Below are 16,939 nucleotides of genomic sequence, written 5' to 3'. Positions count from 1 at the left end.
CAATGGCTTCAACCTATATCTGCACCGCTCAGACTTTGTCCTCGCACAGATCGAATCGCGTCGTGACGTGAGCGTGGAGAACATCCAGCAAGTGTGAGGCGTGTGGAACGGTGTCCGTTGGGAGCTTCGCCTCGTCTGCAAGGTCGAAATCCCCGTGAGAACACATCGGGAAACAACACCGCAGGTATCGACCTCGGTATCAGGAATTACCTCGCCATCGCCTACGACGACGGGGATGCCGAGTTGTATCCGGGGAATGTGCTGAAACAGAACAAGCACTACTTCACTCGTGACGGGTACGACACTGAAGGCGAGAACGGCCGTTACGCCGTGCGCTTCGCGTCCGACAGAAACTCTCGCGTCAGAAAGACCACTTCCTGCACGCCCTCACCAAGCACGTCGTAGAGCGGTGCATCGACCACGTGGTCGGTCGCATCGCTGTTAGCGACCTGAGAGGATTCGTGAGGACGAGAACGGCGAGTCTCGGAATTGGGGCAAGCGTGGGAACAGCAACTCCACGGATGGGAGTTCGGCCGCTTCACAACGCTCTTGGAATACAAAGCAGAAGAACACGGCATCCTCGTTGACCGCACGAGCGAGCGAGACACGTCGAAGACGTGTTCGTGCTGTGGGCGGAAGCGTGACGCGAACCGAGTGGAGCGTGGATTGTATGTTTGTGAGTCGTGTGGAGCGACGATGAACGCCGACGTGAACGGCGCGGTGAATATCCGACGAGAGATAACTCAGAATCCCTCGACAGGGGATATGAGTAACGGTCGCTTGGCACGGCCAGCAGTCCACCTGTTCAACCAAACCTCGGGGCGCTTCGCACCGAGCGAACAGGCGGGTTGCGAATCTTAATATTCCAATGCTCGGGAACCCTCGTCGCCAGATAGCGTCTGACGGGCAACCAGAACGCTTTGCGTTCTGGTGACGCGCTTTAGCACGGGGGAGATGTCAGGTGGGTGTAAATACGGCGACGCTGGTATAAGAACAGCGGACAATGTGGTGTCCCTTCGCCGTTTGACGTTGACTGACAGGCTCAACAATTTCGCTCGTGTGGGTGCCACGATTATAACCGCGGACACAGTGGTGTTGGTGGTGATCGTGGTACTACCGATAACGTTAGCGTCGGTATTAGCGTCGATATTCTCGTTGGCTGCGGTACAGATTCAGGAAACAGTACACATTCAATGTTATGCCGTCTGAAAATTTCGGGAATACGTCTTGGACTAACTGCGGACATAGTGGTGTACCATGTACTGCCGTGTCCCGATTACACGCTCTTGTTTCACTAAACGACTACCAAATCTGTTGTTGTCGATTTCGATGAACACCACTTTGTCCGCTGTTCTCGCCGAGTCTCATTCGGGGATGTCTCGGATAACACTCTCAAAACAGAGAAACACATCTTGGAGTGGATATCGTATCCAGTAATTTCGAGTGAATATTGAATTCCGTTTCGCTCTCGTTTCTCACTCGTTTCGGCTTTCGAGGATGGCCGCAACGATTTCGTCGGGGTAGTTCGCCGCGACACGAACGAGTGCGTCGTGGAATTCGCGACCGGTCAAATCGCGGATGTCGTGTTCGCGTCGAAGCAGCGACTCGACTTCGAACTCGGCGTCGTCCATGCAGTCGAGCGTCGGCGTTCGGACGTAGATACTTTTCGCGGTGGTCGCTTCGAACTCGAATGCGGGTCCATCTTCGCTGTCAGTCTCTGACCCGTCTTCCTCTGTCGTGTCAACCTCCTTTCGACTAACGGACCCCGACGACTCGTTGTCTTTTGGCTCCGTTTCAGTCTCTGTTTCAGTCTCTGTTCTAGCCTCTCCTTCAGCTTCCTCTTCGGCGGCTCTATCGGTTACTGGGTCGCTCACCGCATCTGTTTCTGAGGACTGCGACTCGTCGGCTGTCTCGACTTTGTCAGCCGATTTAGCTTCACTGGCTGAATTGGACTTCTCAATCGGTTCGGATCCGCTGTTTGTCTCGGTTTCACCGACTGTTTCGACAGCTTCACCGGCTGTTTCGGCACCACTGGCTTCCACGTCATCCGCTGTATCCACCGTACTCTCGACTTCGTCTTCCGTCTCTTCGTCTTCCGTCTCTTCGTCATCTTCGGACTCCATCGCCTCGCCGAGACCGGCGAACCGGTTTTCCTTAGGCATCGTCTCGGCCACCCTGTTCGACGATTTCCGCGAGTTCGTCGAGTCGGTCGAGCATGTCGCTCGTGGGGTCGTACTCACGGAGCGTTTTTCCGTCGCGCCATGCGCGACTGAAGGCGATTCGGTGCCGGATTCCCGGTCCTTTCGAGTCGGGATCGTCAAACAGGTCCGACTGTGCAAACCGAGGGATGAACTTCTCGAATGGTGACGATTCGAGATCGCGGATGATTCGTCGCTCTTCGTTGTTTCCGGTGAGGTCGTTAGGGACGATTGCTAGAATATCCAGGTCGACCTCGCGACGAATCGGTGCGATTTGTTGTTCGAACATACGCTCGAACCCGCTTACGCTCGGTTCGCTCATTAGCAGTGGTACCACGACGTTTCCGGTGCCGATGAGTGCTGCATCGGAGAGCGGCCCGAGGCTCGGTGGCGAGTCGATGACGAGGTAGTCGTACTCGCCGTCGAGCAGCGGGTCGACGATTCGGCGGCGGACCCAGAGTACTCCGAACGTCGAGTTTCGAACCCGGTCTTCGATATCGTCGAGGTCGACATGCGCTGGCAGCACGTCAAAGTGCTCGCGGTCGTGTATCACCTCTTTCACGTCGATTGGGTCGTCGTCAGTCAACACGTCACCGATGTTTGGGTCCGCCGACTCGTAGGCGTCTTTCATTCCGACGCCTTCGGTTGCGTTCCCCTGTTGGTCGAGGTCGACGAGAAGGACGTCGTTTTCGCGCACTGCGAGCGCGTCCGCGAGATTAATCGCAATCGTCGTCTTCCCGACGCCGCCTTTCTGAAGTGAGACGCTCACCGCTCGCGACATCTATCGACCCTCCCACTGCTGGAACATTCCACAATTTGTACAATGTGTGAGCTGTGTCGGCTCTTTGGATGGTGCAAGCCTTGTCTGCATTGCGGACTGTGTAGACATTTGGAGGTTCAAAATCACCTTTTCCCCGTTGGTACATAATTGTATCCACGACTTTTGAACCGTCGAGACTGTTAAGACTGTTAAAACAGCTTATAACTTTCAGAAATTGTGAAAATTGTGAAAATTCCAAAATGTTTGTAGTGCTAGCACCTTATTTACTGCCCTAATCTCATTGGTAGTCACAGCATGAATGACTGTTTTCACGACTCCGCGCTTGCCGGACAGTCTGAAATTTGCACCTTCTGTACCAATTGTCGTCTGCGTCAGATGTTCTCCAATTTTGAACACGCTACAATCTCTACAGTCTTCACACTGCTCTTGATGTCAACAATGTTTGGAATTCTTGGAATCTCTACAATTCCTGCAATTTCTACAGTGTTTGTCTCTTCTACACTGTCTATGACTTCTACAATCCCTGCGATCTCCTTTTTCCTCTCAATCTCTGGAATCTCTACGATTTCTACAATGTCTACAATTTCCTTAGTTCAAACAGCCATTCAGAACTTCACAGTTTCTACAATTTTTACAAATTGTGAATCTCCCACGACTTCTGGAAACTCTATACTGCTCAGAAACTCTCCGCACTCTTAGATTTCTACACGCTCTACAATCTCCTGCTCTCTAAACACTCTCGACAGTGTGTACCTTCTTCAAATATGTACTATTCTAAAAACAGGAGATTCACGGGCTATGCTAGAAAGATACTGCGGACATAGTGGTGTTGTAGTACTGCTTTCGACTACTGCGTTTTCCTTTCCCCAACTCAGTTGGCGAGTTTCTCCGCGAACTTCTCACGGACTTTTTCGACCTTCGGACTCGCGTGGAACTGACAGTACGCGTCGTTGGGATTCTTCTCGAAGTAATCCTGGTGGTACTGTTCGGCTTCGTAGAACGTCTCTAACGGAGCTAACTCGGTCACGACCTCGTCGTCGTACTCCTCGTCGAGTACCTCGATGTAGGCTGCTGCCTGTCGCTTTTGGTCCTCGTCATGAGTGAGAACGATAGAGCGGTACTGCGTCCCAACGTCCGGACCCTGACGGTTGAGTTGTGTCGGGTCGTGGACGGCGAAGAACACTTCCAGTAGTTCATCGTATCCGACGATAGCCGGGTCGTATTCGATTTGTACGACTTCAGCGTGGCCAGTGTTTCCCGAGCAAACCTGTTCGTATGTCGGACTCTCGACTTCGCCGCCGGCGTATCCCGACGTAACCTCGCTGATGCCGTCGAGTTCCTTGAACGCAGCTTCGACACACCAGAAACAGCCGCCGCCGAACGTTGCTGTTTGCGTACTTCCCATAGCGTTGGTTACGCCGCCGGTAAATTAAGCCCCGCGGCGGGGGCAGTCGAGGCCGGTGTTTGACGGGGTGTGTACTACCCTTCACTGTCTCTTCGTGAGGCGTACTGTCTCTTCTGTAGCACCCCAGAGAACCCATCTAGACAACCTTGTCCTGAATAACCCTATTCCTGGTCACCCTGCTTCGGACAATAGCCGCCACGTTACCCACCGCGAATGTACGAGAAGCCAACATTTATCACCATCGTCTGTTAGCAAACACCATGGAAGATGTGTTTGTCGCGAGACTCATGTCCACGACCCTCCACACGGTCAGTCCCGACACGCTCGTCGAGGACGCGGCGCAGTTGATGTTGGACAATAACATCAGCTCTGTCATCGTCGTGGATGGAGAGAACCACCTCGAAGGAATTCTGACGACGACGGACTTTGTTCATATCGTCGCAAAGAGTCAGCCAAAGGCGGAGACGACCGTCTCGCGGTACATGACTACTGATGTTGTTACCGCAGACGCGCAGGACTCTATCGTTGCAGTTGCTGAGTCATTGACCGAACACGGGTTCCACCACATGCCCGTAGTTGACGAGGCAGAAGGCGTAATCGGCATCATCACTACCTCCGACCTCGCCGCGTACCTCTCTCAGTCCGAACAGTTGGTGTCCTCGTAACACCGCCCGGCGTCCACGTTTTTTGTGTTTGGTTACTGATTCGGACGGCGGTTCAGCGCTAGTCCACCCAGCCTATTCGGATAGAGGGTTTACCCAGCCTATTCGGGTAGAGGTTCACTCCACCTGTTCGGATAGGCTCTCGACGACGCTCGCGAGCTTCGGGTCGTTCGTGTGACCGTGGTGAACCGCGAGGGGAGAGATGCTCACCTCGCCGTCGACCATCGCACGACGGTCGCTGCCGACGGGGTAGCGCTCGCTGTGCTCGTCTCCCAGCGGGAAGGGGTTCTCGTAACCGACGGCGTCCGGCCACGAAATGTCTTGGAGGCGAACGTAGACTTCGTCGTCACCGATATCGTGTTCCCGGTCGCCGTCCGGAACCGCCTCGGAGTCGTGGTGGTGTTCGACCTGTTGGTCGTAGTCGGCGTGGGGTCGCGTCACTCGCATACGCGGACTCGGCACGTCGATTGGCGCGTTGACGTTCAGAAGGTCGACCTCGTCGAAGATGCCGGTCCCGTAGACGCGTTCAGTCACGGCGCGGGCGATTCGGGCCGGTCGAGAGAAGTCGTACTCCTCCGGCGGGTGGCAGAAGAAATCCCGTGCGTGATAGCTGGAGACAGCGACAGCAGGGGTCCCGAGGAAGGCGGATTCGATACCTGCGCCGACCGTCCCCGACCGCCCGACGACGTAGTTCCCGGCGTTCGGGCCGTCGTTGATACCGGAGACAACGATATCGAAGTCGGTATCGAGACCGCGAAGCCCGTACGCCACGCAGTCTGCGGGTGTTCCTTCGAGGGCGTAGCCCCACGGATGGTCCCGGCGGACGGCGAGTTCGTTCCGGGCGCGACCGACGCCACTTTGGTTTTCGGCGGGTGCAACGACGGTTACCTCACCGATGGCGGTGAGTTCTTCGCGCATCGCTGCGATGCCGGGCGCGTCGATACCGTCGTCGTTGGTGAGGAGGATACGAAGCGAAGTCGCGGAGTCACTCATCTACAGCACCAATTCACTGTCGCCAGTGGTAGCTATTCCGAATTCGGTCCTGGTGTGTCGGATCTGCGGCTTCCCTGTTCCCAATTAGTTCCGCTAAATCGGCTGCTCTGTGGGGTCGTACTCGACACGATCGATACTTACCCGCCAGTATTTCAGATCGTTCCCGCGGTTCCACTCGAACTGTAGTCATCACACGTTCTGTCATCAAGTTCACTCTCTCAAAAAAGACTCTCACGAAACCCTGAGTATAATTCAAACGATGTATTTATGTAATTAAGTTCGTACTAACGAATGAATGCGCTCTGAACCAGTACGACCGGCAGTCCGGACACCTGCCGATACCGGTGTTAATTCTCCGTTAATTCACCTGGTTTCGGTGTTGCTGTCTGCGTCGTCTCCTACTGGGTTCCAACTCACATCACTGCCCCGCCGTCCAGTTTGGTCCCTGCGCCGGCCACGTGAGACGAGTCGACGTTCCCGGTTGACTGCCCTCCGAACCCCGCTCCGAACCGCCCTCAAAAGAGTACCGTCACGGACGACCGCTCGTGGATACCGCTCCCACCGTGTTGGGGTGAGAAACACGTGAAAACAGTCAACAAATCGAAAGAAGAGGTCCCCTGGGACGACATCGGTTTCGTCATCAGTTCGCGATACCGAATTTCCGTCCTCAACAGACTTTCCGAGGGACCCGCAACACCGACACAAATCGCATCGGACTCGGAAAGTGCCGTCGCACACGTCTCGCGGGCGCTTCAGGAACTGCGAGACCGCTCGCTCGTCGAACTATTGGTCCCGGAACAACGACGAAAAGGCCGAGTGTACGGTATCACCGACGATGCGGAGGGTCTCTGGCGAATTATCAAGGCCCAACAGATGGTGTGACGCTCGCTTCTGTCCGTCCTCGCTCACCTCTGTTCACGTTCCCACTCTGTCTCGCTACCTCCTCCAGTCCCCCTTCAGTCCCGATTTAGCCCCATTCAGCCTCGCTTTCTCCCCTCTCTTGGCTCTCTAAAGCCTTGTTCTCGGAGTCACTTTGCGATACGTTCGCTACTCTTGCTCAGGAACTGGTACGTCCGCTTTGCGAGACTCATGCCGACACCGGTCGACTCGACGACGTAGTACGGCACCAACTCTCCGCCAAACTTCGATTTGTAATTGCAGAGACGCTCTGTGTTCGCGCCGACGAGGTCGTACTCCATGACCGATTCGAGGCCGTCGTCTTCGACGATGTCTTCGATGATTCGCCAGTGAAGCAGGCTGTTGATGCTGACACCGTCGTACTCACCGCGAGCGCCGCCGAGCCAGAAGTAGGCCGTCTCGTTCGAGAAGGGGACAATTATTCCGCTGAGGTATCGGCCGTCAGGGTCGCGGGCAACGTAGACTCGGCACCGGTCGCCGAGGTTTCTGACCAGCGCCTCGACGAACTCCCACGGCATCCCGAACGGTTCGTCTTGCTCGTCGTATCGCGAGGCAACGTCGTCGTACACGGTTCGTGCGCCATCGATTCCTTCGTTTGAGATACTGATATCCAGCTCCTTCGCCTGCCGAATCTCGCGTCGGAGACTGCTACTGAACTGGCTCTGTACCTCATCGGGCGACTGACCGGACAGGTCGAGTCGGTAGGTGAACGAGGGTTTGACGGCGAATCCGGTCCACTCGAACGGTCGTGGGTCGAGATACGACGGGGAACAGAGAACGCGGACGAACGTCCGTTTGTCGCGCACGCCGAGTTCTTCTAGCACCAAGTCCGCGAACTTCCGGTTTACGGACTCGTAGGTACTTTGCTTCGGACTGTTCGGCATCATAATTGGCCCGATGTAGGGAATCGCCATCGACGGCGGCGGCGAGACGACGGCCCGGCCGAGCGGATTCTTGCGGACGAACGTCGGAAACAGTGCGACTGGTTCTTGTCCTTTGAAAACACCGAAGAGGTGCATCTCGCCGTCGAAGTGTTCGTCTATCGCGGCGAGAACAGCGGACGTGTGAAATACTTCGACACCTGACGATGGAAGCGCTTGCTCCCACTCTTCGAGGCTTAGCGTTTCGATACGTGGTTGTGACATGTGTGGGTTGATGTGTGATTGGCCGATTACTGCTCGACAGTGCGTACTCGATTCATCTTTTGGGCAACCACCATCGGGGGGTACCCCTCGGAACTTTGAACAACTATCATCGGTGGATAACCCCCGAAACCAGCCGCGCTGGGAGGCTCGCCTCACCCGTGCGAGTGAATAGCTCGACTTTGGGACTGAGCTGATTTTTGTACAGGTGTGCGATGGCTCTGACCGAAAGCGGCCCGTGTTCGATTTGGTAGAATGTGACGAGTTCCGGGTTGTACTTGCTCTTGTACCGGTTGAGCCGTCGATTATTAGCTCCGACAAGGTCGTATCTGGTCATTCCCCGATTTCGTCCGTCGCACATTATCCGCCAGTCCAGGAGGTCGTTGACATCGACGCCGAAATCCCGCTCCGGGCGGACACCGCCAAGCCACCGATAGACGGTATCTCCGTACTGGAGTGCGATGATTCCGCTTACGAACGAGCCATTGTAGCGGAACACGTACGGCCTGACTTGTCCATTCGGAAGGGTATCGTACAAGTCGAGGACGAACTGGGGTGGAACGTCGAAGGTCAATCCTTGTTCTTCGTACCGATTTTTGACCAGCGTCAGAATGGTCCGAATGTCGTCTCGTCCGCCTTCTTCGATTTTGGATAGAACCGCTTTCCCATCGCGGATGTTTCGTCGGGCGTTCCGACTGAATGACATCAGCAGGTCGTCCTCGCTCCGGTTCAAATCGACGTTGTAGGTATACTTCGGCGAAACGTCACACCCTCCCCACTGGAACGTCCGCATGTCAGTGTAATAGTTGCCGACGCGAACGTGTGTGTAGTTCGGTCCAATTTCAGACCGTATCCAGTCGGTACAGCCCTCGATGAATCGGTTTCGACGCCGCTCGAATTTTCGACTCTTGATGTTGCCAGCATCGAACATCACCGGTCCGAGATACGGGACTCCGATGTGAGGTGGCGGGGAGAATGCCGTTTTGACGGGCCCTTTTCGAATCTCGAACACGGGGAACACCCCGACCGGTTCTTCGGTCTTGAACCCGACAAGTAGGTGTAGCTTCGAATTCGAGTACTTCGCCTGTTGCCTGAGGGCATCGTACTGATGAAAGATACTCGCTTGACTCGACTGCTTGACGTACTCGTCCCACTCATCGCGGCGACTCGGCTCGAATTCGACGATTTCGATTGTCATTGGCGGACGGATGACTGAGCGCTCTGGCGATGCTTTCGTGACTGGTGATAACCCGGTGTGTGTCCGAACCGACTGATACCCACCGTGTTGGCGGTTAAATCGGTTGATTCCTGAAAGGGCCCGTGCCGCGGTTGGGACACCCCAACCGGTGTCGTCTTAGAAGACATTCTCGAAGTAATGTGACGCGAGGATGGGGATTTGTTATGTAGCGACTATACGGAAATCCGTACAGTTCTGCGGCTTTCAGGATATCTCTGTCTGCACCCGAAGACCGTCGATACCGTATCCGTGGGTTGGCTCACCGGATATTCTCGTGGCAACGTACTCGGCAATCGCGTACGCCATCCACGCCTGACACCACCGCATGAGTGTCATCCGCTTGGTGTAGAAGCGGTGTTTTCGGAAGTAGAACCGCCCGTCAGATGGTTCGTACATGTTCGCCAGCGCCCAGTCAATAGCACGTTCTGCTCTGTCGTACTGACCGGCGTAGGTAAACACGAGGATTCCCTGTGCGGTCGCGTGTGTATCCCGCGGATAGGCGTTCTCTTCGTCGAAGTTCGGCGCACCATTTTCGTCGAACAGTTCTCGGGCATAGAAATCGAGACCATGAGTCGTCGTCTCGTCGTACCGCCCGCTCTCTACGATTTGTTCGTACCGCTGGAAGCACTCGATGATGAACCCGTTGTGGTGGTTGTCCATCGAGAGGTGTGACGCGGTCGGCGGTTCACGGTAGTACCAGCCGCCGCGTTCGGTCTGTTTCGACGCGACGAAGTCGTACACTTTCTCGGCGCGTTCGAGCAACGCTTCGTCGCCGAAGTAGTCGTACAGTTCGATGAAGAGCCTCGCCCCGATAGCCAGCGCATTGAGCGTGTAGCTGTCTTTCGGATGCGAGAGATAGTAGTCCATGACTGCGCCGTCATCTGTCGGCCGGTAGTTGAGGTCTTTCACCATAACATCGACGGCGGTCTTGGCGATATCCGGGTAGTTCGGGTCGAACTCTCGTCCGGCGAGAAGTGCCTTCACGCCGTACCCCGTCGAGACGACGTTTGGCGAGTGCGGAATTCCCTCTCGCGGACCGTTGCGGCCGGAGAGATGTTGAATGACGTGTCGGTGGCTTCCGGCAAAGCCGCTGTATCCCTTGGCTTGATTCGCGATGAGCCATTCGGTCAACGCGGCCGCATCATCGAGATACAATCGGGTGTCTTCGTCGCCGTCGAACCAGTTCGCCAACTGTGCGCGACTCCGATTCGCCATGGCGAAAAGCGATATTCCCTTGAAATTCCGTCGCTGCTCGACGAGAAAGAGCGGGCGGACGTTGATGGGAGAGCGCTTGATAAACTCCTGGACGGCGAGGTCGAACCAGCGGTTTTCGATGGGCATCGAGAGCAGTACCCGACTGCTCATCCCGTCACCGTAGTCCCAGCCCTTGTAGTCCCGTTCGCGAGCGTACTGGAGGACGTCATCGAGTACGTCGACGTACCGCTGGAGACGTTCGGTGTCGACGTTCTCGTCCGGTTGATACTGTGTCTTCGATGGTGAACTCATAGTGTAGAATTGCCTCTCTGAGTCGTTACTGGCTGTCCGAGAGGAAGCCCGCAGTGGGCTTTGTTATACAGCTGATACCGACAGACTGAGGCGCTCAGAATGTCGATGGTATGAGTCGATTAGCAGGCGGTCGAGAAGGACCGATTCGGCGTCGAACCGTCGGCTCGGCTCACCCGGCCTGGTTGCGCTCTGTTTGTCCCGTCACGTTCGACCCGACTTTGCTTTCTCTGTCCTCTCCTGTCGATTCGGGTCCGTGTTCTTCGAGGAACTCTCGGTAGTAGTCGCCGACGGGACCGACCCACGCACCCCGGTCGAGTGCCCATTCGACGAGTCGACGGTAGAGCCGTCGGTAGCCGGGGAATTCGGCTTCGCTGAAGTACCGCGGGTGCCACAACACCGTCATCACCGCGCCGTGTTCTTCAGCGTCGACGAGTAGTCGCTCGCATTCGGCCCACGCTGAATCAAGCGCCGAACCCGGGTCGGGAAGCGAGACTTCCATCAGCGTCAGCGGGAACACGACGAATTCGTCGTCGAATGGCCGGAACGGCTGGTAGCCGTGTTGGAACCCGTTTGTCGAACTCGAACCGGGACTGGCGTCGTACCTGAGTCCAAGTTCTCGGTGGTACTGCCACGTTCGAGGACTGAGTTTCAGGTGGTGTTGTCGTCCACCGAGGATTTCGTGGCCAAGCACCGATTCCAGCTCTTTTTTCTCCGTTCGGAGGCGGTCGAAGTCGTCGCACGACCGAAACGACCCGTGAATGCCGACTTCCCAGCCTCCTTCGTCGAGGCTGTGGATGACCTTGGTGATCGACGCCGACCTCAGGTCGTACCGGCCGAAGTGTTCAACCCAGTTTTCGGGTTTGAGCCAGTCCCCGAGAGACCCCGTTTGGAGCAGACTCGGCTCGTTGAGGAAGTAGAACGACGACCGGACGCCGAGGTCGCGTTCGAGAGCCATGATGTTCTCGAACTGCCAGTACGGGTTCTCCCGACTGAGGAGCGTCCGGAGGTGATACGTTGGGCTCTCCTTTGTCGCGTAGAACAACCCTTGATACGTCTTGTACGGGCGGTCTACGTCGTGCGTCAGGCAGACTGCAAACTCCTCACTCATCGTCGTTGCTTCTGAATTCACTCATCGTCGTTGCTCCTGAAGTCACTCATATCCGAACTCCGAGAGTACGTCAGCGATTCGCTCCGCTGCGGCCCCCTCGCCGTAGAGCGACGGTTTCTCAGGCAGCGATTCGGTCGATTGCAGTGCGGTTCGAATCGCGTCCGGGTCCGCGCCGACGAGGACGTTCCACCCGGTATCGACGGTCTCTGTCCACTCGGTCTCGTCCCGGAGCGTGATACAGCGCGTGTCGAGGTAGAACGCCTCTTTCTGAACACCACCGGAGTCGGTGACGACGCGTTCTGCCCCGTCGAGGAGCCTGATAAAATCGAGGTAGCCGACAGGGTCGATGAGCAGGACGTTTTCGTCGTCCGCGAGTTGCGGCCAGAGACCGCTGTCGTGGAGCACCGTTTCGGTTCGTGGGTGGACGGGGAAGAAAACGGGTTTGGGAGCCTCAGCGAGTCCGTTCACAATAGCACCCAGCCTCGACAGGTCGTCCGTGTTTGCGGCACGGTGAACCGTCGCCAAGATGTACTCGCCCTCGTGGAGACCATGGTCGTTCAGGACTTCCGACCGCTCCCGGGCGGTTGACCGAACCCGGAGGACTGCGTCGTACTGCACGTCTCCGGTCACGTAGACGCCATCGTGGATACCCTCCGACTCCAGCGTCGCGGCGGCGGACTCCGACGGCGCAAATAGGAAGTCCGAGCAGTGGTCGGTGAGCACTCGATTCACCTCTTCCGGCATCTCCCAGTTGTGACTCCGCAAGCCCGCTTCCACGTGCGCCAACTGCGGGGTTCGCTTCGCAGCCACGAGGGCTGCCGCGAGCGTCGAGTTCGTGTCGCCGTAGACGAGCACCACGTCGGGGTCTTCGTCGGCAATGACGGTGTCGAGTCGCTCCATCATCTCGGCAGTTTGGGCAGCGTGCGTTCCCGACCCGACGCCGAGATTGTAGTCAGGTTCCGGCATGTCGAGTTCGTCGAAAAACACGTCCGAAAGCGACTCGTCGTAGTGCTGGCCGGTGTGGACGAGCACTTCGTCGTGTTCACGCCGGAGCGCGTCCGATACCGGGAATGCCTTGATAAATTGGGGTCGCGCTCCGACGACAGAGAGGATTTTCAACCTACTCATTGACGCCTTCCTCCACTCGTTGACGCCTTCCTCCACTCATTGGCGTCCCCCCTCCCGCAGTTCTGCTGCCCGGAGCGTTCCTCCTCGCGATTTTCCTTGCAATCTCTCCGTTCCTCGCGGTCCGGCACCAATCGCGTACACGCGGTGGTCGATATCACCGAGCGTGCCGCGTCCGTCGATGACCACGAGGTCGTCGAAGACGCCCCAGTCGATGTCGTCGAACTCCTCGTGCGGGGTGACGACGACGACGGCGTCTATGGATTGTTCTGGAAGTTCAGAAAGTGAGACTGGCGTCGCGCCGAACGACGTGATACCATCGGCATCGAGCATCGGGTCGACTGCGAGGACGTTCGCACCGAATTCGTTCAGGCGGTCGATGACGCCTGCGGCCGGTGTTGCACGGGTCTCTGCGACGCCGGGACGGTAGGTAATGCCGAGAACTGCGACGGTCGAATCTGCGATATCTCGGTCCGACTCCGCCAATTCGTCGCGAAGCTTATCGGCGGTGAACCTCGGCATGCTATCGTTGACTTCGCGTGCGGTCTGGAGGAGCGGCGTGGCCGACTCGACTCGACTCGTGATGAAGTACGGGTACCACGGGATGCAGTGGCCGCCGACGCCCGGTCCGGGGTCGTGGATGTTGCAGTACGGTTGCGTGTTGGCCGCCTCGATAGCTTCCGTCACGTCGATACCGAGGTCGTCGCGTATCCGCGCGAGTTCGTTTGCGAGGGCGATGTTGACATCGCGGTAGATGCCTTCGAACAGTTTCACGGCCTCGGCGGTCGTCGCGTCTCGAACCGCGATGACCTCGTTCGAGGTTATTTCGCCGTAGACGAGTGCGGCGACGCGAGTGCTCTCCGCATCGACGCCGCCGACGATTTTCGGATGTGATGCGGTGATATCCTGTACTGCCCGCCCCGACGAGGTTCGTTCGGGGCAGAACGCGACGCCGAATTCGTCGCGCGAAACGCCGCTTTTCGCTTCGAGATAGGGTCCGACGAGGTCGCTACACGTCCCCGGCGGGACGGTACATTCGACGATAACCGTGTCACCCGGTGCGAGGCTCTCGGCGCTGCTGTCGAGAACGGCCTCGAACGCCGCAAGGTCGGGTTCGCGGTCGTCGGTCAGCGGGGTCGGGACGATGATGCCGGGTACCGACGCCGCCCCCGCCGCGGCGACGCTGTCGGTCGTCGCACGCAAGGCACCGCGTTCGACCTGCTCAGCGACAAGTTCTGGGAGCCCCGGCTCTTTTGCGACGTGACACTCACCGCCGTTTACCGACCGGACCACGTCGTCGTCGATGTCGACGCCGACGACGTTGCTCGTCGCTTCGGCATAGACGGCCGCGAGCGGGAGGCCCATCTTTCCGAGACCGTACACTGCAACCGGGTGAGACCCGTTTCGGAGTTCTCGCTTTTGTTCTTCCGGCGGATGCGTCGAGTTGTAGAGACCGGTTGTTTGGTTGCTCATTGTTTTCGCTCCGCGGTTTCGACGTTCTGGGTTGTCACGTCGGCGCTGGTCCGAATACGCTGTGCAACGTCGATGGCGCGGAGACCGTCGGCCGCCGAGACGCGTACCGAACCGCCGTTCGTGGCGGCGTCTACGAACGCCTCAAGCTCGAATTTCAGCGGCTCACCGGTTTCTATCATCGGCTGTTCCATGACCACCTCGTGACGATAGCGGATGTTTCCCTCGTCGCGCAGGTAATCCGGTCGCGACTGGCGGAATATCTGGACCGACTGGTTCAGGTAATCCACGCGGATGAGTCGGTCGCGCGCCGTGATGTCGAGGGTTCGCGTCTTCTGTTGGGTGAGCCGACTCGCGGTTAGCGAGCCGATGACGCCGTTACCGAAGGTCAGCTGGGCCGTCGCGTACTGCTCGTCGGCCGCGCTCGTCCCAGTCACGGTTTGGACCTCGGCATCGACCAACGAGAGAATCACGTCGATGTCGTGAATCATGAGGTCCATGATGACGCCGTCGCCCATCTCGCGGTTCAGCGGCGGGCCCAGCCGGTTTGCCGTGATGGCGACGGGTTCGACAGCTTCGAGAAGCCCGTCGAGTGCTCGTACGGCGGGGTTGAACCGTTCGATGTGGCCGACCTGTAGCGTTACGCCGTGCCAGGTGGCGAGCGCCGACAGTTCTTCGCCAACGGTGAGGTCGTCGACGAACGGCTTTTCCACGAGGGTGTGGACCCCCGCTTCGATGCACTGTCGGGCTACCGACCCGTGGTACGGTGTCGGGACCGCGACAGTGACCACGTCGACTCGGTCGAGCAGTGCGCCGATAGGGTGCGCATCCGTGTCGAAATCGTCGGCGACGGCCACAGCACGGTCCATATCCGCGTCAGCGACGCCGACCAGTTCGACGTCACGGAGTTCAGAGTAGACACGCACGTGGTTCGTCCCCATCGAGCCGACGCCGATGACGCCCGCTGCAATGGGGCTGTCTTCGTGGCTCACGTCACCACCTCCGCATAGTCGGTGACCGCTCGCCCGATACGCTCGATGTCCGCTTCGCTGAGTTCGGGGTGAATCGGTAGCGAAAGTACTCGCTCAGCGGCTTCCTCGGCAACCGGTGCGGACACTGATAGGTGCTCGTAGGCCGGTTGCTTGTGAACCGGTTTCGGGTAGTACACCCCGGTCGAAATTCCCTTGGCGTCGAGGTATGACTTGAGCGCGTCGCGGTCGACACTGTCACATTGGACGGTGTACTGGTGGAAGACGTGCGTCCGGTCCGGCGGCGTGTAGGGCGTCGTAACCGGGGCGTCTGTGAGGTACTCGGAGAGTGCGGCGGCGTTGGCCTGCCGTGCCCGGGTGAACCCCGGGAGCCGTTCGAGTTGGATACGTCCGATAGCGGCCGCGATACTCGTCATGCGGAAGTTGTGGCCGACTTCGGCGTGCTCGTAGCCGGATACCCGGCCGTGGTCGACGAACCGAGCGGCGCGCTCGGCCACGTCGGCGCGGTTGGTGGTAATTATCCCGCCTTCGCTCGTGGTCATGTTCTTCGTCGGGTAGAACGAGAAGCACGCCGCGTCGCCGAATGAGCCGACTCGCTTGCCCTCAACTTCCGCACCGTGTGCCTGTGCGGCGTCTTCTACGAGGGCGAAATCGTAGGTCTCGGCGAGTTCGACCAGCCGAGTCATGTCGGCTGGGAGACCGTACAGATGGACCGCGATGACCGCATCGACTTCCTCGCCGTCTCGGAGACGAGATTCGAGCGCGTCCGGGTCGATGTTGTAGGTTTGCGGGTCGATGTCGACAAACCCCACTTCCGCGCCGGTGAAGGCGACGGCGTTGGCTGTTGCGATGAACGTGAACGGCGTCGTCAGAACGCGGTCGCCCGAGCCGATTTTGAGCGCGTGGAGCGCGGCGTGGAGCGCGGTTGTCCCGTTGGACGTGGCCACACCGTGGTCGGCACCGCAATAGTCGGCGAACTCGCGCTCGAATCCTCGAACTTCGGGACCGTCGGCGATGATGCCGCTGTCGATGACGGAGTCGATTCTGTCGCGTTCCGCTGCTCCGAGTTGCGGCGACGCGATTGAGATACGTTCGTCGTTCATCGTCGAATCGCGTTCCCTCCCTGCAGTTGTGCCGGTAATTCACGGTGGACGGCGGGCGCGCCAACGGCGAGCGTGCGGGGCGGTACGTCGTCGACGACAACTGCACCGGCGGCGACGAATGCACCCTCACCGATTGTCACGCCGGGTAAGAGCGTCGAGTTCGCGCCGATAGAGGCGTGATTCTCGATGGTCGGTCCGACGAGTTCTGCCTCGGTTCGAACCGGGTAGGGGTCGTTCGTCATCACCACACCGGGGCCGACGAACACGTCGTCGCCGATGTGGGTGTTTGTGGGGATGTAGAC

General features: G+C 58.1%; 15 protein-coding genes and 1 pseudogene. 3 read left to right on the top strand and 13 right to left on the bottom strand.

What is annotated here, in order from left to right:
• Positions 1-861, top strand: a pseudogene (locus QT222_RS18520) (RNA-guided endonuclease InsQ/TnpB family protein); the annotation flags it as partial.
• A gap of 614 nt (positions 862-1,475) precedes the next feature.
• Here QT222_RS18520 and QT222_RS18515 read toward each other — a convergent pair.
• From QT222_RS18515 to msrA, 3 genes are all read right to left on the bottom strand, one after another.
• The gene (locus tag QT222_RS18515) at positions 1,476-2,162 is read right to left on the bottom strand and encodes a DUF7970 domain-containing protein (protein ID WP_491478022.1); all 687 of its coding nucleotides are present in this window, start codon (positions 2,160-2,162) and stop codon (positions 1,476-1,478) included.
• Positions 2,155-2,979 carry a ParA family protein gene (locus tag QT222_RS18510; RefSeq protein WP_491478021.1) on the bottom strand — a complete coding sequence of 275 codons (825 nt, stop codon included), beginning with the start codon at positions 2,977-2,979 and terminating at the stop codon, positions 2,155-2,157. Before QT222_RS18510 ends, QT222_RS18515 begins: the two co-directional genes overlap by 8 nt.
• Before the next feature lie 871 nt (positions 2,980-3,850).
• A complete protein-coding gene (gene msrA, locus QT222_RS18505; protein ID WP_004060879.1) occupies positions 3,851-4,384 on the bottom strand; it encodes a peptide-methionine (S)-S-oxide reductase MsrA in 534 nt (177 codons plus the stop codon).
• Positions 4,385-4,644: 260 nt separating this feature from the next.
• Here msrA and QT222_RS18500 point away from each other — a divergent pair, with 260 nt between their 5' ends.
• Positions 4,645-5,049, top strand: a complete 405-nt coding sequence (locus QT222_RS18500) for a CBS domain-containing protein (protein WP_004060881.1) — start codon at positions 4,645-4,647, stop codon at positions 5,047-5,049.
• Between the two features lie 114 nt (positions 5,050-5,163).
• Here the strand turns inward: QT222_RS18500 and surE are convergent, their stop codons facing one another.
• Positions 5,164-6,039: a 5'/3'-nucleotidase SurE gene (gene surE / locus QT222_RS18495; protein WP_004060883.1), complete on the bottom strand. Its 876-nt coding sequence runs from the start codon at positions 6,037-6,039 to the stop codon at positions 5,164-5,166.
• A 582-nt stretch (positions 6,040-6,621) separates the two neighbouring features.
• Between surE and QT222_RS18490 the strand changes: the two genes are divergently transcribed.
• Positions 6,622-6,921, top strand: a complete 300-nt coding sequence (locus tag QT222_RS18490) for a winged helix-turn-helix domain-containing protein (RefSeq protein ID WP_004060884.1) — start codon at positions 6,622-6,624, stop codon at positions 6,919-6,921.
• A 146-nt stretch (positions 6,922-7,067) separates the two neighbouring features.
• Here the strand turns inward: QT222_RS18490 and QT222_RS18485 are convergent, their stop codons facing one another.
• The 9 genes from QT222_RS18485 to QT222_RS18445 all read right to left on the bottom strand — a co-directional run.
• Positions 7,068-8,102, bottom strand: a complete 1,035-nt coding sequence (locus QT222_RS18485) for a lipid II:glycine glycyltransferase FemX (RefSeq protein ID WP_491478020.1) — start codon at positions 8,100-8,102, stop codon at positions 7,068-7,070.
• Positions 8,103-8,208: 106 nt separating this feature from the next.
• Positions 8,209-9,297: a lipid II:glycine glycyltransferase FemX gene (locus tag QT222_RS18480; protein ID WP_491478019.1), complete on the bottom strand. Its 1,089-nt coding sequence runs from the start codon at positions 9,295-9,297 to the stop codon at positions 8,209-8,211.
• Between the two features lie 243 nt (positions 9,298-9,540).
• Complete coding sequence (locus QT222_RS18475; RefSeq protein WP_491478018.1) at positions 9,541-10,842, bottom strand: prenyltransferase/squalene oxidase repeat-containing protein; 1,302 nt, start codon at positions 10,840-10,842, stop codon at positions 9,541-9,543.
• Positions 10,843-11,011: 169 nt separating this feature from the next.
• Complete coding sequence (locus QT222_RS18470; protein ID WP_491478024.1) at positions 11,012-11,950, bottom strand: polysaccharide deacetylase family protein; 939 nt, start codon at positions 11,948-11,950, stop codon at positions 11,012-11,014.
• Between the two features lie 42 nt (positions 11,951-11,992).
• Positions 11,993-13,078: a non-hydrolyzing UDP-N-acetylglucosamine 2-epimerase gene (gene wecB / locus QT222_RS18465; protein WP_491478017.1), complete on the bottom strand. Its 1,086-nt coding sequence runs from the start codon at positions 13,076-13,078 to the stop codon at positions 11,993-11,995.
• 36 nt (positions 13,079-13,114) lie between these two features.
• Positions 13,115-14,548 (bottom strand): nucleotide sugar dehydrogenase, encoded by a 1,434-nt coding sequence (locus QT222_RS18460; RefSeq protein WP_491478016.1) that lies wholly within the window; start codon positions 14,546-14,548, stop codon positions 13,115-13,117.
• A complete protein-coding gene (locus tag QT222_RS18455) occupies positions 14,545-15,486 on the bottom strand; it encodes a Gfo/Idh/MocA family oxidoreductase (RefSeq protein ID WP_491478023.1) in 942 nt (313 codons plus the stop codon). Before QT222_RS18455 ends, QT222_RS18460 begins: the two co-directional genes overlap by 4 nt.
• 47 nt (positions 15,487-15,533) lie before the next feature.
• Entirely contained in the window at positions 15,534-16,637 is a 1,104-nt protein-coding gene (locus tag QT222_RS18450; RefSeq protein ID WP_491478015.1) for a DegT/DnrJ/EryC1/StrS family aminotransferase, read from the bottom strand.
• Positions 16,634-16,939: DapH/DapD/GlmU-related protein (locus QT222_RS18445; RefSeq protein ID WP_491478014.1), on the bottom strand; the 306-nt coding region annotated here is incomplete at its 5' end. The genes QT222_RS18450 and QT222_RS18445, both read right to left, overlap by 4 nt.

This window comes from Haloferax sp. s1 (genome assembly GCF_058382125.1).
Note: the sequence above shows the minus strand (reverse complement) of the source record. Positions and strands in the feature narration are given on the sequence as shown.

Excerpts from the sequence above, each read along its gene's own strand:
- QT222_RS18515 (WP_491478022.1), bottom strand. The coding sequence starts at position 2,162 with ATGCCTAAGGAAAACCGGTTCGCCGGTCTCGGCGAGGCGATGGAGTCC.
- QT222_RS18510 (WP_491478021.1), bottom strand. The coding sequence starts at position 2,979 with ATGTCGCGAGCGGTGAGCGTCTCACTTCAGAAAGGCGGCGTCGGGAAG.
- msrA (WP_004060879.1), bottom strand. The coding sequence starts at position 4,384 with ATGGGAAGTACGCAAACAGCAACGTTCGGCGGCGGCTGTTTCTGGTGT.
- QT222_RS18500 (WP_004060881.1), top strand. The coding sequence starts at position 4,645 with ATGGAAGATGTGTTTGTCGCGAGACTCATGTCCACGACCCTCCACACG.
- surE (WP_004060883.1), bottom strand. The coding sequence starts at position 6,039 with ATGAGTGACTCCGCGACTTCGCTTCGTATCCTCCTCACCAACGACGAC.
- QT222_RS18485 (WP_491478020.1), bottom strand. The coding sequence starts at position 8,102 with ATGTCACAACCACGTATCGAAACGCTAAGCCTCGAAGAGTGGGAGCAA.
- QT222_RS18480 (WP_491478019.1), bottom strand. The coding sequence starts at position 9,297 with ATGACAATCGAAATCGTCGAATTCGAGCCGAGTCGCCGCGATGAGTGG.
- QT222_RS18475 (WP_491478018.1), bottom strand. The coding sequence starts at position 10,842 with ATGAGTTCACCATCGAAGACACAGTATCAACCGGACGAGAACGTCGAC.
- QT222_RS18470 (WP_491478024.1), bottom strand. The coding sequence starts at position 11,950 with ATGAGTGAGGAGTTTGCAGTCTGCCTGACGCACGACGTAGACCGCCCG.
- wecB (WP_491478017.1), bottom strand. The coding sequence starts at position 13,078 with ATGAGTAGGTTGAAAATCCTCTCTGTCGTCGGAGCGCGACCCCAATTT.
- QT222_RS18460 (WP_491478016.1), bottom strand. The coding sequence starts at position 14,548 with ATGAGCAACCAAACAACCGGTCTCTACAACTCGACGCATCCGCCGGAA.
- QT222_RS18455 (WP_491478023.1), bottom strand. The coding sequence starts at position 15,486 with ATGGGGACGAACCACGTGCGTGTCTACTCTGAACTCCGTGACGTCGAA.
- QT222_RS18450 (WP_491478015.1), bottom strand. The coding sequence starts at position 16,637 with ATGAACGACGAACGTATCTCAATCGCGTCGCCGCAACTCGGAGCAGCG.